Origin of the sequence: Arthrobacter sp. Marseille-P9274, assembly GCF_946892675.1 — a bacterium.
Lineage (GTDB): Bacteria > Actinomycetota > Actinomycetes > Actinomycetales > Micrococcaceae > Crystallibacter.
Map to the genome: position 1 here is coordinate 1,835,221 of NZ_CAMPOV010000001.1, position 23,208 is coordinate 1,858,428.

At 69.9% G+C, this 23,208-nt stretch carries 23 protein-coding genes; 6 read left to right on the forward strand and 17 right to left on the reverse strand.

Annotation, left to right across the window (positions count from 1 at the left end; translation table 11 throughout):
• Nucleotide 1: 1 nt before the first annotated feature.
• On the forward strand, nucleotides 2–817 hold the full coding sequence (locus tag OC550_RS08375) for a serine hydrolase (RefSeq protein ID WP_262105084.1): 816 nt from the start codon (nucleotides 2–4) through the stop codon (nucleotides 815–817).
• Nucleotides 818–893: 76 nt separating this feature from the next.
• Here OC550_RS08375 and mutM read toward each other — a convergent pair whose 3' ends face one another.
• The 5 genes from mutM to coaD form a co-directional block, all read right to left on the reverse strand.
• Nucleotides 894–1,886 carry a bifunctional DNA-formamidopyrimidine glycosylase/DNA-(apurinic or apyrimidinic site) lyase gene (mutM, locus tag OC550_RS08380; protein ID WP_262105087.1) on the reverse strand — a complete coding sequence of 331 codons (993 nt, stop codon included), beginning with the start codon at nucleotides 1,884–1,886 and terminating at the stop codon, nucleotides 894–896.
• An 8-nt stretch (nucleotides 1,887–1,894) separates the two neighbouring features.
• The gene (rnc, locus tag OC550_RS08385) at nucleotides 1,895–2,590 is read right to left on the reverse strand and encodes a ribonuclease III (RefSeq protein WP_262105089.1); all 696 of its coding nucleotides are present in this window, start codon (nucleotides 2,588–2,590) and stop codon (nucleotides 1,895–1,897) included.
• Nucleotides 2,591–2,601: 11 nt separating this feature from the next.
• Nucleotides 2,602–2,805: a 50S ribosomal protein L32 gene (rpmF, locus tag OC550_RS08390; RefSeq protein WP_055240805.1), complete on the reverse strand. Its 204-nt coding sequence runs from the start codon at nucleotides 2,803–2,805 to the stop codon at nucleotides 2,602–2,604.
• 2 nt (nucleotides 2,806–2,807) lie between these two features.
• Nucleotides 2,808–3,407, reverse strand: coding sequence for a DUF177 domain-containing protein (locus OC550_RS08395; protein WP_262105096.1), 600 nt, complete (start codon nucleotides 3,405–3,407; stop codon nucleotides 2,808–2,810).
• Between the two features lie 90 nt (nucleotides 3,408–3,497).
• Nucleotides 3,498–3,977, reverse strand: a complete 480-nt coding sequence (coaD, locus tag OC550_RS08400; protein ID WP_262105098.1) for a pantetheine-phosphate adenylyltransferase — start codon at nucleotides 3,975–3,977, stop codon at nucleotides 3,498–3,500.
• A 73-nt stretch (nucleotides 3,978–4,050) separates the two neighbouring features.
• Between coaD and OC550_RS08405 the strand changes: the two genes are divergently transcribed.
• Both OC550_RS08405 and OC550_RS08410 read left to right on the forward strand, forming a co-directional pair.
• The gene (locus tag OC550_RS08405; protein ID WP_262105100.1) at nucleotides 4,051–5,292 is read left to right on the forward strand and encodes an aminotransferase class I/II-fold pyridoxal phosphate-dependent enzyme; all 1,242 of its coding nucleotides are present in this window, start codon (nucleotides 4,051–4,053) and stop codon (nucleotides 5,290–5,292) included.
• Nucleotides 5,293–5,295: 3 nt separating this feature from the next.
• Entirely contained in the window at nucleotides 5,296–6,063 is a 768-nt protein-coding gene (locus tag OC550_RS08410; protein WP_262105102.1) for a spermidine synthase, read from the forward strand.
• On the opposite strand, the gene rsmD is transcribed toward OC550_RS08410, so the two are convergent.
• From rsmD to OC550_RS08425, 3 genes are read right to left on the reverse strand one after another with little or no spacing between them, the layout of a single operon-like run.
• Entirely contained in the window at nucleotides 6,044–6,631 is a 588-nt protein-coding gene (gene rsmD, locus OC550_RS08415; RefSeq protein ID WP_262105104.1) for a 16S rRNA (guanine(966)-N(2))-methyltransferase RsmD, read from the reverse strand. The genes OC550_RS08410 and rsmD overlap by 20 nt on opposite strands.
• A 3-nt stretch (nucleotides 6,632–6,634) precedes the next feature.
• Nucleotides 6,635–8,842: an ATP-dependent DNA helicase RecG gene (locus OC550_RS08420; RefSeq protein WP_262105106.1), complete on the reverse strand. Its 2,208-nt coding sequence runs from the start codon at nucleotides 8,840–8,842 to the stop codon at nucleotides 6,635–6,637.
• Entirely contained in the window at nucleotides 8,835–9,773 is a 939-nt protein-coding gene (locus OC550_RS08425; RefSeq protein WP_262106294.1) for a DAK2 domain-containing protein, read from the reverse strand. Before OC550_RS08425 ends, OC550_RS08420 begins: the two co-directional genes overlap by 8 nt.
• A 199-nt stretch (nucleotides 9,774–9,972) precedes the next feature.
• On the opposite strand from OC550_RS08425, the gene OC550_RS08430 reads away from it, so the two are divergent.
• Nucleotides 9,973–10,458, forward strand: a complete 486-nt coding sequence (locus OC550_RS08430; RefSeq protein WP_262105108.1) for a DUF3515 domain-containing protein — start codon at nucleotides 9,973–9,975, stop codon at nucleotides 10,456–10,458.
• A 107-nt stretch (nucleotides 10,459–10,565) separates the two neighbouring features.
• On the opposite strand, the gene OC550_RS08435 is transcribed toward OC550_RS08430, so the two are convergent.
• From OC550_RS08435 to leuC, 6 genes are all read right to left on the reverse strand, one after another.
• Nucleotides 10,566–11,714, reverse strand: a complete 1,149-nt coding sequence (locus OC550_RS08435; RefSeq protein WP_262105110.1) for a D-alanine--D-alanine ligase family protein — start codon at nucleotides 11,712–11,714, stop codon at nucleotides 10,566–10,568.
• A complete protein-coding gene (locus tag OC550_RS08440; RefSeq protein ID WP_262105112.1) occupies nucleotides 11,711–12,748 on the reverse strand; it encodes an NAD(P)H-dependent glycerol-3-phosphate dehydrogenase in 1,038 nt (345 codons plus the stop codon). The genes OC550_RS08435 and OC550_RS08440 overlap by 4 nt, the downstream gene beginning before the upstream one ends.
• The gene (locus OC550_RS08445; protein WP_262105114.1) at nucleotides 12,745–13,509 is read right to left on the reverse strand and encodes a 1-acyl-sn-glycerol-3-phosphate acyltransferase; all 765 of its coding nucleotides are present in this window, start codon (nucleotides 13,507–13,509) and stop codon (nucleotides 12,745–12,747) included. The genes OC550_RS08440 and OC550_RS08445 overlap by 4 nt, the downstream gene beginning before the upstream one ends.
• A gap of 16 nt (nucleotides 13,510–13,525) precedes the next feature.
• On the reverse strand, nucleotides 13,526–14,842 hold the full coding sequence (gene murA, locus OC550_RS08450; protein WP_262105116.1) for a UDP-N-acetylglucosamine 1-carboxyvinyltransferase: 1,317 nt from the start codon (nucleotides 14,840–14,842) through the stop codon (nucleotides 13,526–13,528).
• A gap of 113 nt (nucleotides 14,843–14,955) precedes the next feature.
• Nucleotides 14,956–15,555: a 3-isopropylmalate dehydratase small subunit gene (leuD, locus tag OC550_RS08455; protein ID WP_262105118.1), complete on the reverse strand. Its 600-nt coding sequence runs from the start codon at nucleotides 15,553–15,555 to the stop codon at nucleotides 14,956–14,958.
• Nucleotides 15,556–15,570: 15 nt separating this feature from the next.
• Nucleotides 15,571–17,037, reverse strand: a complete 1,467-nt coding sequence (gene leuC / locus OC550_RS08460; RefSeq protein ID WP_262105121.1) for a 3-isopropylmalate dehydratase large subunit — start codon at nucleotides 17,035–17,037, stop codon at nucleotides 15,571–15,573.
• Between the two features lie 159 nt (nucleotides 17,038–17,196).
• Here leuC and OC550_RS08465 point away from each other — a divergent pair, with 159 nt between their 5' ends.
• Nucleotides 17,197–17,916: an IclR family transcriptional regulator gene (locus OC550_RS08465; RefSeq protein ID WP_262105123.1), complete on the forward strand. Its 720-nt coding sequence runs from the start codon at nucleotides 17,197–17,199 to the stop codon at nucleotides 17,914–17,916.
• A gap of 58 nt (nucleotides 17,917–17,974) precedes the next feature.
• Here OC550_RS08465 and OC550_RS08470 read toward each other — a convergent pair whose 3' ends face one another.
• Nucleotides 17,975–18,973, reverse strand: a complete 999-nt coding sequence (locus tag OC550_RS08470; protein WP_262105125.1) for a thiamine-phosphate kinase — start codon at nucleotides 18,971–18,973, stop codon at nucleotides 17,975–17,977.
• 161 nt (nucleotides 18,974–19,134) lie between these two features.
• On the opposite strand from OC550_RS08470, the gene OC550_RS08475 reads away from it, so the two are divergent.
• Complete coding sequence (locus OC550_RS08475; protein ID WP_262105127.1) at nucleotides 19,135–19,662, forward strand: DUF1697 domain-containing protein; 528 nt, start codon at nucleotides 19,135–19,137, stop codon at nucleotides 19,660–19,662.
• Here the strand turns inward: OC550_RS08475 and OC550_RS08480 are convergent.
• Together OC550_RS08480 and OC550_RS08485 are read right to left on the reverse strand one after the other, a co-directional pair.
• Nucleotides 19,655–21,295, reverse strand: a complete 1,641-nt coding sequence (locus tag OC550_RS08480) for a GTPase family protein (protein WP_262105129.1) — start codon at nucleotides 21,293–21,295, stop codon at nucleotides 19,655–19,657. The two genes, OC550_RS08475 and OC550_RS08480, sit on opposite strands and share 8 nt — an antisense overlap.
• Entirely contained in the window at nucleotides 21,292–23,052 is a 1,761-nt protein-coding gene (locus OC550_RS08485; RefSeq protein ID WP_262106295.1) for a dynamin family protein, read from the reverse strand. The genes OC550_RS08480 and OC550_RS08485 overlap by 4 nt, the downstream gene beginning before the upstream one ends.
• Nucleotides 23,053–23,208: the final 156 nt, after the last annotated feature.

Here is a 23,208-nt window from a genome sequence, read left to right on the forward strand (position 1 = left end):
CATGGACAGCGTCACGCAGATCGACCAGTGGCCGGTGGCGAATGCCTCCACCGCCCTCGTGGGCAGGGACGGCACGGTGCTGGACGCGCACGGCAACCAGCACCGGCCCTACCGGCTGGCGTCCGTGACCAAGCTGCTCAGCGCGTACGCCGTGCTGGTCGCCATCGAGGAGGGCGCGCTCGAGCTGGACCAGCCGGCGGGTCCGGAGGGCTCGACCGTGCGCCACCTGCTGGCCCACTCCAGCGGCTACGACTTCGGCGACCGGACCGTCCGCTTCGCCCCGGGCACCCGCCGGCTCTATTCGAACGCGGGCTTCGACGTGCTCGGCGAGACGCTCGAGCGGGCCACCGGCATGCCGTTCGCCGACTACCTGGGCGAAGGAGTCCTTCAGCCACTGGGCATGGGCGCCACGGAACTCAACGGCTCACCCGCCGCCGGTGCAACGTCAACGGTGGGGGATCTGTCCATCTTCGCGGCCGAACTACAGCAGCCGAAGCTCCTGGACCCGGCGACGCTGGCCGAGGCCACCACCGTCGTGTTCCCGGGGCTCGCGGGCGTCCTGCCCGGCTTCGGCCGCCAGCCGCACAACGACTGGGGGCTCGGCTTCGAGATCCGCAACGCCAAGGATCCGCACTGGACCGGCTCAGCCAGCTCGCCGGCGACGTTCGGACACTTCGGCCAGTCCGGGACCTTCCTCTGGGTAGATCCGCAAGCCGGTGCTGCGTGCGTGGTGCTGACGGACCGGGATTTCGGACCGTGGGCCGCCGAGGCCTGGCCGACGTACACCGACGCGCTGCTCGCGGACCTCGCCAACTGAACTACGACGGCGGCGCCCGGGTACGGGAGCCAGGTCGCCGGCGGCGCACGTCCTGCCGGCGGAGGCGGTCAGCAGCTCACCAGCGGCCGTTGCGCGGGCGGCGCTGGCACACCGGGCAGGTGTAGGACGAGCGGTTCATGAAGGAGTCGCGGCGGATCCTCGTGTCGAGGCCCAGGCCGGCGCAGCGCTGGCAGGGCAGGCCCTCCCGGCCGTAGGCATTCAGGGACCGGGCGAAGTAGCCGGAGGCCCCGTTGACGTTGACATAGAGCGAGTCGAAGCTTGTTCCGCCGGCCTCCAGCGCCCGGTTCATCACGTCCCGGGTCGCCTCGACGAGCGCCAGGGCCTCCTTGCGGCGCAGTGTATCCGTGGGGCGGGCGAAGTGAAGCTTGGCGGCCCACAGCGCCTCGTCGGCATAGATGTTCCCCACGCCGGAGATCAGGCCCTGGTCCAGCAGCGCGCGCTTGATGCCCGTCTTGCGGGCCCGGAGCCGCCGGTAGAAATCGTCGAAGGAGAAGGCCGGGTCCAGCGGGTCGCGGGCGATGTGCGCGGCTTCCGCGGGGACCAGAGGCAGCGGCGTCTCCGCCAGCCCGCCGGGGTGGCCGTCCGCCGTGGGCACCAGGTCGGCCAGGAACATCCCGCCGAAGATCCGCTGGTCCACGAACCGGAGCTCGGCCGGCATGGCCCGGCCCTCGGCGTCCAGGGCCGGACTCAGGTCCAGGCGGACCTTGAGGTGCTTTTCGTCCGGAGCGTCGGCGTCTTCGACCAGCAGCTGGCCACTCATGCCCAGGTGGGCCATCAGCGCCAGGCGCGGCGCACCGCCGTCGTTATTTCCGTCCCCGGCGTCCCCGCAGGGATCACCGTCCGCGGACAGGGGCAGCCAGAGGAACTTGCCGCGCCGGACGGCGTCGACCACGGTGGCGCCTTCGAGGTTGCCGCGCAGGTCCTCGGCGCCGAGGACGTGGCGGCGGACGGAGCGCTCGTCGAGAACCTCGGCCCGGGTGATGGTGCGGCCGCGCACCCAGCGGGCGAGGCCCCGGCGGACGACCTCGACCTCGGGCAGTTCAGGCATCGGACAGTTCAGGCATCGGCGGTTTCAGCGGCCCGCAGCTGGCGCCAGGAGACTGCCGCGGCTTCCTGCTCCGCTTCCTTCTTGGAGTGGCCCGTGCCCTGCCCGTAGGCGGTGCCGCCGATGTGCAGGGTGGCCACGAAGGTGCGGGCGTGGTCCGGGCCGGAGCCCTGGACGGCGTATTCAACGCCGCCCATCTTCCTGGCCGCGGCGAGCTCCTGGATGCTGGTCTTCCAGTCCGTGCCGGCGCCGAGGGCTTCGGCGTCCGCCAGCAGCGGCGCAATGAGCCGCATGACCATCTGCCGGGCCACCTCGATGCCGCTGGTGAGGTAGGTGGCCCCGATCAGCGCCTCCACGGTGTCGGCCAGGATCGACGACTTGTCCGCTCCATTGGTGAGCTTCTCGCCCTGGCCCAGCAGGATGTGCTGGCCGATGCCCAGCTCGCGGGCGATCCCGGCCAGTGCGCGGGTACTGACGACGGCGGAGCGCCGCTTGGCCAGGTCGCCTTCCGGCAGTTCCGGGTTGTCGCGGTAGAGCGCGTCCGTCACGGAGAAGCCGAGGATCGAATCCCCCAGGAACTCCAGCCGTTCGTTGGTGGGCAGGCCGCCGTGCTCGTAGGCGTAGGAACGATGTGTGAGGGCAAGACGAAGCGTCTCGGCGTCGATATCGACGCCGAGACGCTCCAAAAGCTCTTCAGTTGAAGGCATGCCGGACGGGATTAGACGTCGGCGACCTTGCGGCCCTTGTACTCAAGGAACAGCGCAGTACCGGCCGAATCGGTGACAACCTTGGCCTGGTGCGGCAAGCTGTAGGTCACGCGGCCGTTTTCGACGGTCTTGACCAGGTTGGGGGCGGTAGCCTTCCACTGGGAACGGCGTGCGCGCGTATTCGAGCGGGACATCTTCCGCTTGGGAACAGCCACGGCTAACTCTCTTCTCTCTCGTCTGACTCTGTACTTGTTGGTGCCTTGTCGGCAACCGTGCCGGCCAGCCCGGCGAGGGCTGCCCAGCGAGGATCCAAGACCTCATGGTGGTGACCCGGATCCTCTTCAAGGCGCATCCCGCATTCAGGGCACAAGCCTTGGCAGTCTTCCCGGCACACCGGCTGGAACGGCAGGGCTGTCACCACTGCGTCCCGCAACACCGGTTCGAGATCGATGGAATCGTGCTCAACCCGCCGCTGCTCTTCAGCCTCTTCATCATCCGGGCCCTGATCCTGAGAATCAAATCCCTCGAAGTAGAAGAGTTCCTGCACCCGAACGGCCTGCTCGTAGGCGATGGGATCCAGGCAGCGCCCGCATTCACCTTTGACGGTGACGGTGGCGGTGCCGGAGACCAGGACACCTTCGTGGACAGACTCAAGCCTGAGATCCAGCTCCATGTCGGAGCCTTCCTCCACGCCAATGAGTGCCACACCGAAATCCTTCGGCGTTGGTACATGTTCATTCAGGGTCCGCATGCTGCCGGGGCTGCGCCCGACATCATTGACTCCGATGATCAATCGTGAATTCTGATCATGACTCATGACCACTTTGATGCGAACTCCCTACTGAACATACGACCGACGAACCATCATAGCCCGAACTGCGGCGCAGTCCCAAATGGGCGCACCGGGCTACTCGTCCTTCTCCTGGCGGATCCGCTCCAGCACGGCCTTCGGCACGAACTCCGAGATATCTCCGCCAAGCGCCGCCACTTCCTTCAGCAGGGTCGAGGACAGGTGGGTGTAACTGCTCTCGGCCGGCAGGAAGATGGTCTCGACGCCGGTGAGGTGGCGATTCATGTGCGCCATCGGCAGTTCGTAGTGGTAGTCCTGCGTGGTCCGCAGGCCCTTGAGGATCACGTTCGCGCCGTGGCTGCGGCAGAACTCGGCGAGCAGCCCCTCCCCCATGGGCTCGACCGTGACGCCCCGCAGGTAGGAGAGGGTCTGGGTCGCCATCTGGAGGCGGGTCTGCAGGTCGAAGCGGTACTTCTTCGCGTAATTGGTCGAGACGGCGACGATGACCTCGTCGTACATGCTGGCGGCACGGGCGATGATCTCGACGTGTCCGTTGTGCAGGGGGTCATAGGATCCGGGGCAGACGGCGCGGCGCATATCTACGAATCTAGCCCATCCAACCGGCAAGCTGCAGCAGCCGGGGCCCATACCAGTGGTATTACTGGGAAGCATGAGCAGAACCGACAGGACTTTGGCCCAGGGACGCCCCGCCACCACCGATGCACCCTGGCGGCGGGCGGCCGCCGGTGCCAACCTGCTGGGCGCCGACGGACGCCTGGACGCGACCATCTTCGAGGAGATCACCACGCTGGCCGTCCGTACCGGGGCCATCAACCTGGGGCAGGGGTTTCCGGATGAGGACGGTCCCCGGATCATGTCCGAGGCGGCCCGCGACGCCATCGCCTCCGGTGCCAACCAGTATGCGCCGGGCAAGGGCATCCCCGCGCTGCGCGAGGCCATCGCCGCGCACCAGCAGCGCTTCTACGGTTTGGACCTCGACCCCGACAACCAGGTCGTGGTGACTACCGGCGCTACCGAGGCGATCGCGGCGGCGCTGCTGGCGCTCACCGGCCCGGGCGACGAAGTCCTGACTTTCGAGCCCTTCTACGATTCATACGGCGCGGTCATCGGGCTCAGCGGCGCCACCCACACCACCAGCCCGCTGGCCGCCCCGGACTTCCATCCGGACCTCGAGGCGCTGGAGGCAGCAGTCAGCGGCCGTACCCGCGTCATCCTGGTCAATAACCCGCACAATCCGATGGGCAGCGTCTTCACGCGAGCGGAACTCACCCGGATCGTAGAGCTGGCGAACCGGCATGACGCAATCATCATCACGGACGAGGTCTACGAACACCTGACCTTCGGCGTCGAGCACGTCCCGGTAGCCACCCTGCCCGGAGCCGCCGAACGCACCCTGACCATCTCCTCCGCGGGGAAGACCTTCTCCTTCACGGGCTGGAAGGTCGGCTGGATTAGCGGCCCCGCCGAACTCGTTGCGGCCGTCCGGACCGTTAAGCAGTTCCTGAGCTATTCCTCCGGCACGCCGTTCCAGCCCGCGGTGGCAGCGGGGCTGGCCCTGGAGCAGGACTTCTTCAGCGGCATCTCCTCGAGCCTGCAGGCCAAGCGGGACATCCTCGCCGAGGGGCTGCGCGCCGCCGGCCTGGAGGTCTTCCTGCCGGACGGCACCTACTTCATCAACGTCGACGCCGCACCGCTGGGCGTCACGGACGCCACCGCCCTGGCTTACCGGCTGCCCGAACTGGTCGGCGTCGCCGCCATTCCGGTCCCGGTCTTCTGCCACCCGGAAGGAGCAGAACGCACCAAGTCGCTGCTGCGCTTCGCCTTCTGCAAGCGCACGGAAGTCCTCGAGGAAGCCGCGTCCCGGCTCGCCGGGCTCGGGGAACGGCTCTAACCGGTGGCCGGGCGCTTCCTGCGCGGCGCGGGGCTGCATGCAGAGATCTTTCCCGACGAACGGATTCCCGGCAGCTACATCCTCGCGATCGGCGGCGCCGAGCAGTCGCATGTGAACCTGAAGCACCCGCGGGAGGTCTTCTACGAGTACCTGCGGCGGATCGCCAACGTCGCGGACCTCGCGGCGCCGCCGGGGGCGCCCATGCGCTGCCTGCATTTGGGCGCCGGGGCGCTGACGCTGGCGCGCTACCTGCAGGCGACCAGGCCGGGTTCCGAACAGCACGCGGTGGAACTCGAACGCGAGCTGCTGGATTTCGTCGTCGACCAGTTGCCCCTGCCCGAGGGCACGGACCTGACCGTGTACATTGGCGACGCCCGGCACGAGGTGGCGTTCGGCGACGTCGACGGTCCATTCGACCTGGTCGTCCTGGACGTTTTCGCGGGCGAGGATGCACCGGAGCACCTGGCGACGGCGGATTTCTACGCCGAACTTCTGGAACTGCTGTCGCCGCGCGGCGTGCTGCTGGTGAACATCGGCGACGACCCGCCGCTCGCCTTCGCCAAGCGCCAGCTCGGCGCGGTGCTCGAGTCCACGCCGCATGCCGCACTACTGGCGGACGCCTCCATGTTCAGCTGCCGCCACCCCGGGAACGTGGTCGTCGCGGCGCGGCGCGAACCCTGGCCGCAGGAGTGGACGGCGGCGCTGCTCGCGGCCGGGCCGCATCCGGCCGGCGTACTGACCGGAGCCGAGCTCAGGAGTTTTGCGGGCTGACCCCGGCGGGTTCGGCGAACCACAGCTGTGTTTCCCCGTACTTGCGGTCGGAGAAGCATTCCAGCCCGGCGGGCCATTGCGGCTGCGGCGAGCGCGACGAACGTTCGACTACGACGACTGCGCCCTCCGCGAGGACCGGCACCAGGAGCCCGAGGACGTGGGCGAGCTTGTCCTCAGTGAGCGGATAGGGCGGGTCCATCAGCACCAGGTTGAAGTGGCCCCCGGCGTCCAGTTTCGTCAAGAACCCTTCGACCCCGGTCCGGTGCACCTGGACCACGCGGCGCCGCAGCACGGTGTTGACCTGGTCGGCGTTGCGCCGGCATACGGACGCCGCCTTGTCCGCCTGCTCGACCAGCTCCACCCGTGCGGCGCCCCGGCTGGCGCATTCGACGCCGAGTGCCCCCGAGCCCGCGTAGAGGTCAAGCACGACCGCGTCGTGCAGGACATCGTAGGCCTCCAGCCGGGAGAACAACGCCTCCTTCACCCGGTCCGTGGTCGGTCTGGTCGCGGAACCCGGTACGTTCGCCAGCGCCAGTCCCCCGGCCGTGCCTGCAATGATCCGGCTCATACGTCAGCCCCGCTCAAGGAACGCCTCCTTCTCCGGGTTCAGGTAAAGCTCGATCGCCTCGGCCAGTTCCGGGTAGTCTCCGAGCAGCGCGTCGTGCTCGATAATTGCCGCCGCATCCCGGCGCGCCTGTTCGATGATGGGTTCGTCCTTGATGACCCGCAGCAGCTTCAGCGTGGACTTGCCGCCGGACTGCGTCGAGCCGAGGATGTCGCCTTCGCGGCGCAGCTTCAGGTCCTCCTGCGACAGGGCGAAGCCGTCCGTCGTCGATGCCACGGCCTGGAGCCGGTCCCGGCTGGGATGGCCGGGCTCCAGCTGGGTGACCAGCAGGCAGGTCCCCGGCAGCCCGCCGCGGCCCACGCGGCCGCGCAGCTGGTGCAGCTGCGAAATGCCGAACCGGTCCGCATCCTGGATCACCATGAGCGTGGCATTGTGCACGTCGACGCCGACCTCGATCACGGTGGTGGAAACCAGCAGGTCCAGCAGGCCTTCGGCGAACGCGGCCATCGTGGCGCTCTTATCCTCCGGGTCGAGCCGCCCGTGCAGCATCCCGATCCGCACCCCGGAGAGCGCCGGGAGCGAGGCGAGCGACTGGACGGTCTGCTGCACGGATGCCAGCGGCCGCCCTTCCTCATCGTCGTCCGCCGTCGGCTCCAGCGACGCGGGATCCTCGCTCTCGCCGTCCCCGATCTTGGGACAGACAACGTAGACCTGCCGCCCGGCGTCGATCTCTTCCCTGGCCCGCTCCCAAATGCGCGTGCCCCAGGCCGGGTGCTCGGCGAGGCCCACCATGTGGGTGCTGATGGGTGCCCGGCCCGCCGGCAGCTCGCGCAGCACGGATGTTTCGAGGTCGCCGAACACGGTCATCGCTACGGTCCTCGGGATCGGGGTCGCCGTCATCACGAGCAGGTGCGGCGGGCGCACGGCGCGGGAACGGAGGGCGTCCCGCTGTTCGACGCCGAAGCGGTGCTGTTCGTCCACGACGATCAGGCCCAGGTCGAAATACTGCACCTCGTCGGAGAGCAAGGCGTGGGTTCCGATGATGATGCCGGCCTCGCCGGAGGCGATGTCCAGCAGGATCTTCCGGCGGGCGGAGCCGGTCACCGATCCGGTGAGCAGCACCGCGCGGGTCCCGTCCGCGTCGCCGCCGAGCATGCCGGCCTCGGCCAGCGGTCCCAGGGTGCGCCGGATCGAGTCGTAGTGCTGGCCGGCGAGGACTTCGGTCGGCGCCAGCAGCGCGGCCTGCCCGCCCGCGTCGATGACCTGCAGCATGGCACGCAGGGCCACCAGCGTCTTGCCGGAGCCCACCTCGCCCTGCAGCAGGCGGTTCATCGGGTTGTCGGCGGCGAGTTCGCCGGACAGGGTTTCGCCGACCTCGCGCTGGCCCGCCGTCAGTGTGAACGGCAGCGACGCGTCGAACCGCTCCAGCAGGCCGCCGGGCTTGTGCGGGCGGGCGGTGGCCTCCTCCGCGGCCGCCTGCGCGCGTCGGCGGGCCAGGGCGGTCTGCAGGATCAGCGCCTCCTGGTAGCGGAACCGGTCCTGGGCCTTCAGCGCGGTCTCGAACTCGTCCGGCCGGTGGATGTTGCGGTAGGCGTCGCGCAGCGAGTAAAGCCGGTCCCGGATGGCGATGTCGGCCGGCACCGGGTCAGGGACCTTGTCGAAGTCGACACTGTCCAGCAGGACCTCGACCGCCGATCTGATCCGCCAGCTCGCCACCTTGGCCGTCGCGGGATAGACCGGCACCGGGCGGCGGACGGCCTCGGCGTCGAACTCGGATTCATCGCCGAGCAGCACGTACTCCGGGTTGGTCAGCGTCAGGCTGTCCCGGTAGGTGGAGACCTTGCCGGCGAACATGGCCAGCGTGCCGGGCGTCAGCTCCTTGGCCGCGCGGTAGGCGTTAAAGAAGGTGAGCGCGACCGAGCTGTGCCTGCCGCCGAGGCCGTCGGTGACAACAACATCGGTGATCGACCCTTTGCGGGCGCGCATCTGGCGGGAGCGGCTGCTCAGGACGCGCGCCACGAGGGTTACGTCTTCGTCCATCGGGAGGTCGGCAATAGGCGTCAGCTCCCCGCGCTTGAGGTACTTGCGCGGGAAGTAGTTGAGCAGGTCCGCGGTGGCCCGCAGGCCGAGGTGCTTCTCCAGGATACTGGCGGTGCGTTTGCCGACCCGGCGCTCGAGGGGCAGCGCCAGTTCCGGGGGTTGCCGATCAGTCATGGGCCTCGTAGGCCGGCGCGGCCGCAAGGTCCGTCACGGACAGGTTACTCGGCTCCCCGAAGGACCGGATGGCGGCCAGCGCCGGGTCAGCGGCGGGAACGTGGGCGTGGATCCGCCAGCGGTAGCCGCCCTCCACCTCCGTTACGGCGCTGAGGATCACGGAGTCCCCCAGCTCGTCCAGCTGCAGCCGCAGCGTCGCGGCGTCCAGCGGACTGAGGTTGATGGTGCACATGACCTCGACACCCTCGTGGGCATGGTCCAGGTGGATGTGCGGGTCCTGCACGCTGTACCCGTGGAGCCCGTCCAGCAGTTCCGGCTGGAGCTCCTGGCCAAGGGCGCTCGCCCGGAGGGTATCGAGGATGAGCAGGAAGCCCACGGCGCCGGCGTCCACCACCTGTGCGGCGGCCAGCGGGCCCAGCTGGTCCTCCGTCTCCACCACCGCTTCCAGGGCCGCGCCGACAACCGCCTCCAGCGTGGCGGCCAGGGCATGGTTCGAATGGTCGCCGGCATGCACCGGGTCCCCGGCATTGGCCGCGCGGGAGACCGCCTCGATCACGGACAGCATGGTGCCCGGCACCGGGTCGCTCAGGGCCGACCAGCAGCGGATCTCCGCCCGCTGCAGCGCCGCGGCCAGCAGCGGGCCGGTCATCCGGGTGGTCCCGTGCAGCGGCTCGGACAGCGCCGAGAGGAAAACCGAGAACAGGGTACCGCTGTTGCCCCGGGCATCCTCCATCGCCGCCTGGCCCGCGGCTGCCAGCAGCTCGCCCACGTCCGTGGTCTCCGCCTCGGCGGCCGCGAGGGCCGCGGACCGGACGGTGAGGTAGAGGTTGGTTCCGGTGTCACCGTCCGCGACCGGGAAAATGTTGATCGCGTTCAGCCTGTCGCTGTGATTGCCCAGTACTACTTCCGCTTTGCCGAGCCAGCGTTTCAACGCCTGCGCATTCGCGGCTACTTTTGTCTGCAAGTCGGTCCGTTCCCGTGGCCGCCGGCGCGCTGGCCCGCGGCGTCTTTCAGTTCTGAGGCGTTAACCGAGCCTACAGCAGAGAATCTGCGGCGGGGATAACGTTTTGGCAAGCCGCGCGGAACGGCGGCCAAATTCTTCGGCATCCGGCAGCCGATAGGCTGGATCCATGCCCCGAAATCCGTCCGTCAAGCGCGTGCCCCTCCTGCTCCTCGGTGCCGGGGTGATCCTGGCGGCCTCCGCGTGTTCCCCGATCGTGGATGTCGATCCGGCCGAAGACGCGGCCAACCCGGCCTGCGCTCCCATGATGGTCATACTCCCCCAGTTTGTTGCCGACTTCCCGCGCCGCGAGACCTCCAGCCAGGCGACGGCCGCCTGGGGCGACCCGTCCCGCGTGATCCTCAGGTGCGGTGTTCCGGCCCCCGGTCCGACGACGGACCAGTGCGTCAACGTCAACGGGATCGACTGGGTGCTGCGCGAAGGCGACGGCTCCTGGACCGCCGTCACCTACGGACGTACCCCGGCCACCGAACTGGTCTTCAATCCGGACGAGGTGGCGGAAAGCACCATCCTGGTGGACCTGGCGGACGCCGCGGCGAAGATCCCGCAGACCGACCGGTGCTTGGGCGCCGGCGACACCCTCGACGTTCCGTAGGCCCCGCCCGCAGCGGGCCGGGGCCTCCTGCCCGAGGCCTGCCGCCGGTGCGCACGGGCAGAACCCGCCCGCGGCCTGGCGCCGGCCGGTCCAGCCGGACGATCCGGCTAGCGCAGCCCGATGGGCCGGCTGAGCGCCAGGTGGATCAGCTCGTCGATCAGCTCCGTGTACGGCAACCCGGACTTCGCCCACATCTGCGGGTACATGCTGATCGGCGTGAAGCCGGGCATCGTGTTGATCTCGTTGATGATCAGCCCGCCGTCGGGTGTGTAGAAGAAGTCTGCCCGCGAGAGTCCTTCGGCTCCCACGGCGTCGAAGGCCCGGGCAGCCAGCTCCCGCACCCGCGCGGTCGCATCGTCAGGCAGCTCGGCGGGGCAGCTCAGCGCGGCCGCCGCGCCGTCCACGTACTTGGCTTCGAAATCGTAGAACGCATGCTCGCCCGGCTGCACCGCGATCTCGCCCGGCAGGCTGGTGCGCGGGTCCTCGATGCCGCGGCCCTGCAGGACGGCGACCTCGATCTCCCGCCCGGGGATTCCGGCTTCCACGACCACCTTGGGATCATGCTCGCGGGCGGTTTCGACGGCGGACCGCAGCTGCGCGGGCTCCGTCACCCGGGTGATCCCCATGGAGGAACCGGCCCGGGCGGGCTTGACGAACACCGGGAAGTCCAGCGCGGCGGCGCGCTGCAGCGCCGCCTCCGGGTCCCGCTGCCACTGCCGGTCCGTGATGACCTCGTAGGGTCCGACCTCGAGCCCGGCGGCGGCGAAGGCCAGCTTCATGAAGTGCTTGTCCATCCCCACGGCGGACGCGAGCACCCCCGCGCCGACATAGCGGACGTCCGCCATCTCCAGCATGCCCTGCAGCGTGCCGTCCTCGCCGAAGGGGCCGTGCAGCAGCGGCAGCACCACGTCGATCCGGCCCATGCTCCGGGTCGATTCGGGGCCGGTCCGAACCAGCAGCTCCGCGGCCGAATCCCGCGCGGCCAGCATCACATGCTCCGCCGAGTCCGGAACCTCCGGCAGCTGACCGGCCGTAAGCGTCCACTCCTGCGGATTTCCGCTGACCAGCACCCACTGGCCGTTCCGCGCGATCCCCACGGGAACGACGTCGTACTTGTCCTTGTCAATGGCGGCGAGCACGCCCGCCGCGGTCACGCAGCTGACCGAATGTTCGCTGGAACGGCCGCCGAACAGCACGGCCACGCGGGGCTTGGTGCCGGATTCCGGCTCGGTCGCGTCGAAAGAAGTCAAAGTCACTGGTCCTGTTCGCCTTCTGATTTGAGTTCACGGGTCAGCAGCCGCGGTGCGAGGTCCTCGACGGAGATCTCCCCCTCCAGCACGGCCACGACGCTTTCGGTAATCGGCATCTCCACGCCCATGTGGTTGGCCAGGTCAAGCACCGCGCGGCCGGACTTGATGCCTTCGGCCGTCTGGGTCATGCGCAGGGTGACCTCATCGAGGCTCAGCCCCTCGCCCAGCAGCCGGCCGGCGGTGTGGTTGCGCGAAAGCGGCGAGGAACATGTCGCCACCAGGTCGCCCAGGCCGGCGAGTCCGGCCATGGTTTCGACCTCCCCGCCCAGGGCGAGGGTCAGCCGCGTGGTTTCGGCGAGGCCGCGGGTGATGACGGAGGCCTTGGTGTTGTCGCCCATGTGCTTGCCGTCGCAGATGCCGACGCAGAGCGCGATCACGTTCTTGACGATCCCGCCGATCTCCACGCCGACCACGTCCGTGTTGGTGTACGGCCGGAAGTAGCGGGCGGTGCAGGTGTTCGCGATCCACTGGGCGACCTCGCGGTCCGTGCACGCGACCACGGAGGCGGTGGGTTCCTTCCGGGCGATCTCCATCGCCAGGTTCGGTCCCGAGATGACGGCCACCCGCTCGTCCGGCAGGCCGAGCTCCTCCTTGATCACCTCGCTCATGCGCGCGTCCGTGCCTCGTTCCAGCCCCTTCATCAGGGAAACAACGACGGCGGTGTCCCCCAGCAGGGGTTTCCAGCCCGCCAGCTGCGGGCGCAGGGTTTGGGCCGGAACGGCCAGGACCACCAGGTCCGCGCCGGCGAGCACCTTGGCCACATCCGCGGAGGCACCGAGGTTCTCCGGCAGGACGATGTCCTTGAGGTACTTGGAGTTGAGGTGGCTGGTATTGATCTCCTCCGCGACCTCGGCCCGGCGCGCCCAGAGGCGCACCTCCAGTTCCGGATGCGCGTCGGCAACGACCTTGGCAAACGTGGTGCCCCAGCTGCCGGCGCCGAGCACGGCTACCGCGGCCGGCAGGCCGGCCCGCGCGCTCACGCCTGGTCCTCCGGCAGCGCCCGCTGCTCGAAGTCCCGGCCGGTGGCGCTCTGCCCGCGCTGCGCCGGATCCCAGCGGATGGCCGGAGCCTCCTCGTCGCGGAGCCCCTCCAGCAGCACGGTAATGGCATCCATGATCTTGTTCGTGGCCGCGTCAAGCACCGTCTTGGTCACCGGAAGCCCCTCGAACTCGCTCAGGTCCACCGGGGGACCCGCGACGACGCGTGCGGTCTTGCGCGGGAACAGGTGCAGCTTCTTCGCGTAGCGCGGGAGGAGCTCGTTGGCGCCCCAGTGCGCCACCGGCACTACGGGCGCCCCCGTCTGCAGCGCCAGCCGCGCTGCCCCGGTCCGGCCGCGCATAGGCCAGAGATCGGGATCGCGGGTGAGCGTGCCCTCCGGGTAGATGATGACGGCGCCGCCCTCGTCCATGACGCTGCGGGCGGTCTCCAGCGAGCTGTTGGCTCCGGCGCTGCTCCGCTCCACCGGGATCTGCCGGGACGCGCCCAGGATCGGGCCGACCACGGGAATCTTGAACAGCGACGCCTTCGCCAGGAAGTGCGGGAGATGGCCGTGGTTGTAGACGTAGTGCCCCACGACCAGCGGATCGATCTCCGTGTTGTGGTTCGGGCAGACGATGAAGCCGCGGTCCTTGGGCAGGTGCTCGCCCCCGCTCCATTTCCGTCCCAGCGCCAGGTCCAGGACCGGCCGGACCAGCACGGCCACCGTTCCGAGGGTGGCGCGTTCCTTGCGTCCCGCTTTCATTCCTCTCGCCGGCGCCTCAGACAATGTCGAAATCCGCGCCGAGGCTTTCCAGCTTGGACTGGAACCGTTCGTAACCGCGGTTGATCAGCTCCAGGCCGGTCACGCGGGACGTTCCGGTGGCTGCCAGGGCCGCGATGAGGTGGCTGAAGCCGCCGCGGAGGTCCGGGATGTCGATGTCCGCGCCGCGCAGCTGCGTCGGGCCGGAAATGACGGCCGAGTGCAGGAAGTTGCGCTGGCCAAAGCGGCAGGGCACGCTGCCCAGGCACTCGCGGTGCAGCTGGATGTTCGCGCCCATCCGGACCAGGGCCTGGGTGAAGCCGAAGCGGTTCTCGTAGACCGTCTCGTGCACGATCGACACGCCGGCGGCCTGGGTCAGGGCGACCACCAGCGGCTGCTGCCAGTCCGTCATGAAGCCCGGGTGCACGTCCGTCTCGAGCACGAGCGGCGAGAGCTTGCCGCCGGTGTGGCGGAAGCGGATGCCGTTGTCGTCGATATCGAATTCGCCGCCGATCTTGCGGAACGTGTTCAGGAACGCAGTCAGGTCGGACTGGTTCGCCCCCTCGACATAGATGTCCCCCTCGGTCACCAGCGCGGCCGATGCCCACGAGGCGGCCTCGTTGCGGTCCGGCAGGGCCCGGTGGTTGAAGCCGCGCAGCTGCTCCACGCCCTCGATCCGAATCACGCGGTCCGTCTGGACGCTGATAATCGCGCCCATCTTCTGCAGCACCGCGATCAGGTCCATGATCTCCGGCTCGATCGCCGCGCCGCTGAGCTCGGTGATGCCTTCGGCACGCGTGGCGGTCAGCAGGACCTGTTCCGTGGCGCCGACACTCGGGTAAGGCAGCGAGAGCTTCGCACCTTTCAGGCCCTTAGGCGCCGAAATCGAGATGCCGCCCTCGCGCTTGTCCACGACGGCGCCGAACTGGCGCAGCACCTCGAGGTGGTAGTCGATCGGCCGGTCGCCGATGCGGCAGCCGCCGAGATCCGGGATGAAGGCCTCGCCGATGCTGTGGATCAGCGGCCCGCAGAACAGAATCGGGATCCGGGAATCGCCGGCGTGCGCATCGATGTCCTTCATCTGGGCCGTCTTCACGTGCGACGGATCCAGCGTCAGGTCACCCGAGACCGGGTCCTTCGCAACCTCTACGCCATGGAGGCGGAGCAGGCTGGTGACGACGTCGACATCCTTGATCTCCGGCACATTCCGAAGCACCGACGGCTCGTTGCCGAGCAGCGAGGCGACCATCGCCTTGGGGACAAGGTTCTTGGCTCCCCGTACGGTTACCTTTCCCGTGAGCGGGACTCCACCGCGAATGGTCAAAACGCTTGCCATAAACACCTGTTCCTTAAATTGGCAGGGCCCTCGAGACTTCGCGAAGGCCTCAGCTAAGCATAGAAGCTACCGCAATCATCTCGAAATACAGTGGCGTTCACCACCGTGGCGCTTTAGGTCCGGGCCGGCAGCGTCTTCGGCTTCCAGGCCGGCCTGGTCTGCTCGTAGGCCGTGATCTCCTCTTCGTGCTGCAGCGTCAGGCCAATGTCGTCCAGGCCCTCGAGCAGGCGCCAGCGGGTGTAATCGTCGATCTCGAACGGCGCGGTGAGGGTTCCGCAGACCACGGTCTTGGCCTGCAGGTCAACGGTGACCTCGGTGCCCGGGTGGTTCTCCAGTTCCTTCCAGATCAGCTCGATGTCGTCCTGCGCGACCTCGGCCGCCAGCAGGCCCTGCTTTCCTGAGTTGCCGCGGAAGATGTCGGCGAACCGGGAGGAGAGGACCACCTTGAAGCCATAGTCCTTCAGGGCCCAGACTGCGTGCTCCCGGGAGGAGCCGGTGCCGAAGTCCGGGCCGGCCACGAGGACCGAACCGCGGCTGAACGGCTCCTGGTTCAGGATGAAGGTCTCCTGCTTCCGCCAGGCGGCGAAGAGGGCGTCCTCGAAGCCGCTGCGGGTGATCCGCTTCAGGTAGACGGCCGGAATGATCTGGTCCGTGTCCACGTTGGACTGGCGCAGCGGAACGCCGATGCCGGTGTGGGTCAAAAACTTCTCCATAATCCTCAAAGCTCCTTAGGCAGCAGGCCGGGACACGGCGTCGTCGTTAATGGGGTCCAGGTCCGAAGGCGAGCTCAGCGTGCCGCGGACCGCGGTCGCGGCGGCGACCACGGGCGACACCAGGTGAGTGCGTCCGCCCTTGCCCTGGCGGCCCTCGAAGTTGCGGTTGGAGGTGGAGGCGCAGCGCTCCCCCGGGGCGAGCTGGTCCGGGTTCATGCCCAGGCACATCGAGCAGCCGGCGAACCGCCATTCGGCGCCGAACTCCTTGAAGACCTTGTCCAGCCCCTCGGCCTCGGCTTCCAGCCGCACGCGGGCCGAGCCGGGGACCACCATCATCCGCACGTTGGGGGCCTTGCTCCGGCCGCGGATGATGTCCGCGGCGATCCGCAGGTCCTCGATCCGGCTGTTGGTGCAGGAGCCGAGGAAGACTGTGTCCACGCGGATGTCCTTCATCGGCGTGCCGGCTTCCAGGTCCATGTAGGCCAGCGCACGCCGGGCGGCGGCCTTGGCGTTCTCGTCCGCGAAGTCGTCCGGATTGGGTACGGCCTGCGACAGCGAGACGCCCTGGCCCGGGTTGGTTCCCCAGGTCACGAACGGCTCCAGGGTGTCCGCGTCCAGGAAGACCTCGGCGTCGAATTCGGCGTCATCGTCCGAGTGCAAGGTGCGCCAGTAGTCGACGGCGGCGTCCCAGTCTGCGCCTTCGGGCGCGTGCGGGCGGCCCTTGAGGTAGTCGAAGGTGGTTTCGTCCGGCGCCACCATGCCGGCGCGTGCGCCGGCTTCGATCGACATGTTGCAGATGGTCATGCGCGCTTCCATGCTCAGCGAGCGGATGGCCGAGCCACGGTACTCGAGCACGTAGCCCTGGCCGCCGCCGGTGCCGATCTTGGCGATCACGGCGAGGATGATGTCCTTGGCAGTGACACCCGGACGCAGCGAGCCTTCGACGTTGATGGCCATCGTCTTGAACGGCTTCAGCGAGAGGGTCTGGGTGGCCATGACGTGTTCGACCTCGGAGGTGCCGATGCCGAACGCCAGCGCCCCGAAGGCGCCGTGGGTGGAGGTGTGGGAGTCGCCGCAAACCACCGTGAGGCCGGGCTGGGTCAGGCCGAGCTGCGGGCCGACCACGTGGACGATGCCCTGCTCCGCGTCGCCGAGGGAGTGCAGCCGCACGCCGAATTCCTTGCAGTTGGTGCGCAGGGTTTCGATCTGCGTGCGGCTGGTCGGATCCGCGATCGGCTTGTCGATATCCAGCGTCGGGGTGTTGTGGTCCTCGGTGGCGATAGTCAGGTCGGGCCTGCGCAGCTTGCGGCCGGTCAGCCGCAGCCCCTCGAAGGCCTGCGGGGACGTCACTTCGTGCACGAGGTGGAGGTCGATGTAGATCAGATCGGGCTGGCGTGCGGCGCCTTCGCCTTCGCCCCGGCGCACGACATGCGCATTCCAAACCTTCTCGGCGAGCGTCTTGCCCGCAGTCGTACCGGCCATAGCCAGCTCCCTCCGTCAGTGACAGCGCGGCCGCTCGAGGACAGGATTGCCGCATCGGCTCAGACCGCAGAAGTATGTAGTTAAACTCTGTCAGCAACGCCCGATTGCGCGCTAGCGAGCCGACTTGCATCTCAGATAATGAGACGTCAATATCATTTTATGGACAATACTAGCGGCGTCGGAGTCATCGACAAGGCCGTCATGGTGCTGGATACCCTCGAAGCCGGACCGACGTCGCTCGCGCAGCTGGTCGCGGCCACCGGCCTCGCGCGGCCGACGGTGCACCGGCTGGCGCTGGCGCTGGTCCACCACCGCCTGGTCAGCCGGGACATGCAGGGGCGGTTCGTGCTGGGCCGGCGGCTGGTGGAACTGGCCGCAGCGGCCGGCGAGGACCGGCTCATCGCCTCGGCCGGGCCGGTACTCCTCAGCCTGCGCGACGCCACCGGCGAGAGCGCCCAGGTCTTCCGCCGCCAGGGAGACGCTCGCGTCTGCGTGGCATCGGCGGAACGGCCCGTGGGCCTGCGCGACACGATTCCGGTCGGAACGCAGCTGTCCATGAAGGCCGGCTCCGCGGCCCAGGTCCTGCTGGCCTGGGAGGACCACGAACGGCTGCTCGAAGGGCTGCGGGGCGCGCGGTTCACGCCGACTGTGCTCGCCGGGGTCCGGCGGCGTGGTTGGGGCCAGAGCCTGGGCGAACGCGAGCCCGGCGTGGCCTCCGTCTCGGCTCCCGTGCGGGGCCCCTCAGGACGCGTCATCGCCGCCGTCTCCATCTCCGGGCCGATCGAGCGGCTGAGCCGGCAGCCGGGCCGGATCCATGCCGAGGTGGTTGTCCAGGCCGCCCAGCAGCTCACCGAAGCCCTGCGCAAGAGCAACGACTGAGGTTGGGGCCGGGTGTTGGGCTGAGCCTCGGGCCCGGCAGCCCGCCTCGGGGCCGCCGCTAGCCGCGGAAGTGGTCCCAGCCGAGCACTTCCGGCACGGCGCCGTCCACGGTAACGGCCGGCGCTCCAGCCTGCACCGACCCGACCGCGTGGAAGCCTTCCGGCAGCTCCGCCTCCGGGCCGAAGGCCGCCAGCAGCCCGTGGTCCTCTCCCCCGCCGAGCACCCAGTTCCGCGGGTCGGCGCCCAGCAGTTCGGCGGCCGGGAGCAGCTCCGTTTCGAAGTCCCGGAGCAGGGCGCCGTCCAGGTCAAGGGCGACGCCGCCGGCGCGGGCCAACCGGCCGGCGTCGCGGACCAGCCCGTCGGAGATGTCCATCATGGCGTGCACGCCGGCCCGTGCGGCCAGCGGCCCCGCGGCCAGGGGCGGCACCGGCCGGGACTGCAGTCCGGTCAGCCGGCGCAGCGCCGACGGCAGGGCGGCGTAGTCGGGCGCCTTCTCGAGCAGCGCGAGGCCTGCGGCCGCGCGGCCCGGGGCTCCGGCCACCGCCAGGATGTCTCCCGGCCTCGCCCCCGAGCGCAGCACCGGCGCGCGGCCTTCGAGGTCACCGGTGACCGCCGCGGTCACGACGACGGCCGGCCCCTTGCCCAGATCTCCGCCGACCACTCCGCAGCGGTCCGCCCCCAGGCCCTCCAGTGCCGCGCGCAGGCCGTCGGCAAGCTCCTCGACCCAGCCCACCGGCGTCGTACCCGGCAGCGTCAGGCTGACGACCAGGGAGGTGGGAACCGCGCCCATGGCGTTGATGTCGGAAACGTTCTGCGCCGCGCACTTCCAGCCGACGTCGAACCCGGAACTGCGGTAGCCGCCGGCCCAGTCCAGCCGGAAATCCTGGTCCTGCACGAGCGTGTCGATGGACAGCACGGTGCGGCCGTCCGGGGCAGCGACAACGGCGGCGTCGTCGCCCGGACCGACCAGCGCGCCATCCGGGCCGAGCCGCGGGAAGATCAGCTCCAGCAGCCCGCGTTCATCCAGTTCGGCTACCGTGCCCCGGTCATCGGACACCCGTCACTCCCTTGTCCGCATCTATTCACGTCGTCTATTCACGTCGTCGGCCTGGTTGGCTTCCGCACTGGAACCTATCACGCGGCGGGAGCCGGGGACCCGGCAGGCAGCGTCCGGCGAGGCGCTGACACCTCCGCCGGCGCCCCGGTATGATCCGGCCCATGACGAGCTATGCGGTATTCCTGCGCGGCGTGAACGTCGGCGGCATCAACCTCAAGATGGCGGACCTGCGGCAGGCCCTGGCCGAGCTGCCCCTGGCCGACGTGAAGACGCTGCTCGCCAGCGGGAACGTCGTCTGTTCCAGCGATGCGCCGCCCGGGGAGGTCAAGGCGCTGGTGGAGGCGAAGCTGCGCGAGCGTTTCGGCTACGACGCCTGGGTCATCGTGCTCACTGCGCAGCGGCTGGCGGAGCTGGTGGCCGACTGCCCGTACCCAGCGGACACGCCGGACGTGCACGCCTACATCACCCTGGCGTCCGATCCCGCGGCGCTGAAGGAGCTCTACGACGCCGCCGCGGCCGCGGGCGCCGAACAGCACCTGCTCGGGCCGGAGGCCAGCGCGTGGACGGTGGCCAAGGGAAGCACGTTGGAGAGCCCCGTGAACAAACTGAGCGCCAAGCAGCGCTACAAGAGCACGACGACGACCCGCAACGTGCGGACGCTGCACAAGGTGCTGGCCGCCATCACCTGAGCCCGGCCTTGGCGGCGCTGCCATTCCGCGCGGCCGCCACGGCCTGCCTGAAGCGGTTGCAGCGCTCGACCTCGTCCGCTACCGGGGTGACCACCTGCGTCTGCGCCACCTCGTCCACGCTGGCGCGCAGCCGCCGTCGTGCTTTCGCCGTCCGGGATCCCGCCACGGCCCGGGCCACGGCCGCTGAGAGCAGCGCCAGCAGCACGCCGAGCAGCACGCCGGCGACGAGCATGAGGGTCGGCGCGGGGAAGCCCTCGACGCGCGGCGCCGGCGGCACATCGAACTGCAGGTAGCCGAGCACCGCCAGGCCCAGCAGCCACAGCGCGCCGGCCAGCGCGGCGGCCAGGGCGACCCATTGCAGCAGGCCGACCACCGGCCACCACCAGGATTTCCGGTTCGATCCCAGATCGGTGTGTGCCACGGCTTGATCCAGGGCGTCCGGAAGGACGTCCGCACTGGAGCGAGCCGCCCGCCTGATCGATGCGCGCCAGGCCTCGGGGGCGCCCCGGCCGGCCGCGTCGGCGAACTCGCGCAGCGCGGCATCGGCCTGGGCGCGCTGGGCCGGGCCGGGCGCGGGCAGCGAGGACCGGCTCAGCGCGGGATCGATGTCCCGGCGGTCGAGGTTGAGCCGCTTCAGCGGGTCACTGCGCAGCCGCCCGAGCCAGCGGGTCAGCGGCCAGCCGGTGTGCCGGTGCGACTGCCGCCGGTACGAGCGGCCGACCGTTTCGGCGACCCGCTCCACGCCGGCTGCGGAAGAAAGCGCGTTGGAGAGCCGGCGCCGGGCCTCCTTCGACGGCGCGGGCAGGTCCGAGTCCGAGGCGGCCCCGGCCAGGGCGTCGGCGCCGGCCGCTACGTCCGCAAGGAGCCGCTCGGTGCCAGCCCCGCGCTGCCGCACTACCTCGCCGATCCCCGCGCGCAGCCTGTCCACCCCGGCGCCGGTTGCCGCAGACACCGGATGGATCTGCACCTTGGCCAGGCCGTCCGCGGCGAGGATCTCCCGGAGGGAGGCCAGCACCGGCTGCACCTCGTCAGGAGCGAGCCGGTCGATCTGGTTCAGCACCACGATGGTCACGGCCTCGTGCGAGGCCAGCTGACGCAGGAAGCCGTGGTGCAGCGCGGCATCTGCGTACTTCTGCGGATCCACGACCCACACGAGGACGTCCACCTGTCCCACGAGCCGTTCCACGATCCGCCGGTGGTCGGCCGCCGTGGAATCGAAGTCCGGAAGGTCCAGCAGGATGAGCCCGGGCGGGCTGTCCGCGGATCCGTCATCCGGAAGGACGTGCCGCTGGTTTACCTCCAGCCAGTCCAGCAGCGGCCCGCTCCCCTCGGGTGTGCGGATGCCGGCCAGCGGCTCCGCGGTCGTCGGCCGGCGGGCGGCCGCGACGGCGATGTCGCCGCCGGTCACGGCGTTGAACAGCGAGGACTTTCCGCCTCCGGTGGCGCCGAAGAAGCCGACGACGGTGTGATCGGCAGAGAGCGACCGCCGCGCGCTCGCCCGCTCAAGGACACCCAGGACCGGCGCAAGCTCCTCGTCCTGCAGCCTGTCCCTGGCCAGCTCCCGGGCCTCGGACAGCGCTTCCAGCCGCTGCTGCAGCGTCGAGGTTTCCGCGGCCCCGCGGTGGCGGCTCATACCGCGTCCCCCGCTCCGATGCGCGCGGCAAGCTCGTCCAGCCGCGCGCGAAGCTCCCGCCATTCCGCGGGAGTACCCTCGGCCAGGGCCGGCAGCCTGTCCAGGAAGCGCCGGGCCTCCTCGTCCATCAGCTCCTGGGTCCTCTGCTGGAGTCCGGCGCGCGCCGTGCGGGCCAGCCTGCGCACCGCATCGTCGCCGAACACGGCCTCCAGCAGCTTCTGGCCCACCACCGCGGTGCCGCCGGCCACGCCGACCTCCAGGCCGGTGAGCCCTCCGGTAGCCGCGAAGACCACGATCATCAGCGCCACCCCCAGGCCGTTCACGCCGAAAGAGAGCATCCTCGCCTTGAACCGCTTGTCCGTCCCCTCGGTCCGGATCAGCTCCAGCAGGTCCCCCTGCCAGGCGCGGATCTGGGCGGCGGCCTTGTCCGCGAAGCCCTCTCCGGCGCCCGCCAGGTCCGCGCCGGCCAGCAGCTGCCGGCCCGCCGGGTCGTCCCGCCAGCGGGCTTGGGTGTCTTCGGCCGCCTTCTCGGCCTCCTCCACGATCACCGACTGCAGGCCGGATTCGATGGCCGTCTCCACCGTGGCGGACGGCTCCGGGCGGCCGCTGAAGAATGCCGCTATGCGGTCGCGCGCGCGGCCGATGCCGCTTTCCAGCGAGCGGAAGAATTCCCCGGTGCCCACGAAGTCCTGCCAGCGCGCCAGCACCTCTCCGCGCAGCAGCGTGCCGTCCTCGGTTGCGGCCAGTGCCCGCGCCGTTGCTGCCCGGTAGGCGCCGAGGGCGTCCGAGCGGAGCCGCTCGGCGGCCGCGGCCTGCTCCGACCCGGCCCGGGCCACGTCTGCGACCTTGGCACCGAGCAGTCCCACCGCGCCGCCGAGCGTCCGCCGCGCGACCCCGGCCCGGACCGGGGCGTCCGCGGCCAGCTGGGCGAGCCACTCGCGGATCGGCGCCACGGCCTCCAGCGGCAGCATCCCCCGCTCGTCCAGCTCGGTCTCCCCAACGACAAAAAGCCTGGCCGCGCCCAGGCCGCGCTGCTGCAGCATATCGGCCAGGTCCTCCCGTACCTCCTCCTCCACCCCCGCGGGCACGCGGTCCAGTACGACGGCGACCGTGATGCTGCGTCCGGCGGCTTCCGTGAGGAGGTGCCAGGGCACGGCGTCGGCATAGCGGTTGGCCGTGGTCACGAACAGCCACAAGTCCGCGGCAGAGAGCAGCTGCGCCGCCAGCAGCCGGTTCTGCTCGGAAACGGAGTCGATGTCCGGGGCGTCCAGCAGCGCGATACCCCTGGGGACCACGGAGTCGGCGACCAGGCGCAGGGAACCGCCGTCGTCGGACGCCGCGCCCTTGTCTCCGGAGGCGGGCGTGAGCCGGCTCAGTCCGGGGAGGATGCGCTGGTCCTCGAACCACCGCCGGTCGGCGGGGTGGTGGACCAGGGTCGGCTGGCGGGTGGTGGGCCGGATGGCTCCGGCCCGGGAGACTGGCCGCTGCACCAGCGCGTTGACCAGGGTCGACTTGCCCGCCCCGGTCGATCCGCCGACGACGGCGATCAGCGGGGCATCCAGGCTGCGCAGCCGGGGCAGGATGTAGTCGTCGAGCTGGACGGCCGCGGCGCGGGCACTGTTGCGGGCGGCTGCCGCGTCCGGCAGGTCGAGGGGCAGCTCCACGGCGTCGAGCCTGTCCCGAACCTCCTGCAGCAGCGCCGCGCCCTCCGGCCCGGGGGCCGTCCCAGCTTCCGTCGTACTGTCCACGGACACCATCATGCCAGCCAAGGGTGCCGCGATCCGGGAACAGGCCGGAAAACAGCCGTCACGGAAAACAGGCAAACAGGAGCGCGGAAAACGGGGGTCGGGACAATTTTGGCCTATAACCCGGCCGATAAGCTATCGGCCGGCAAAGGCACCCCGAATACAAAA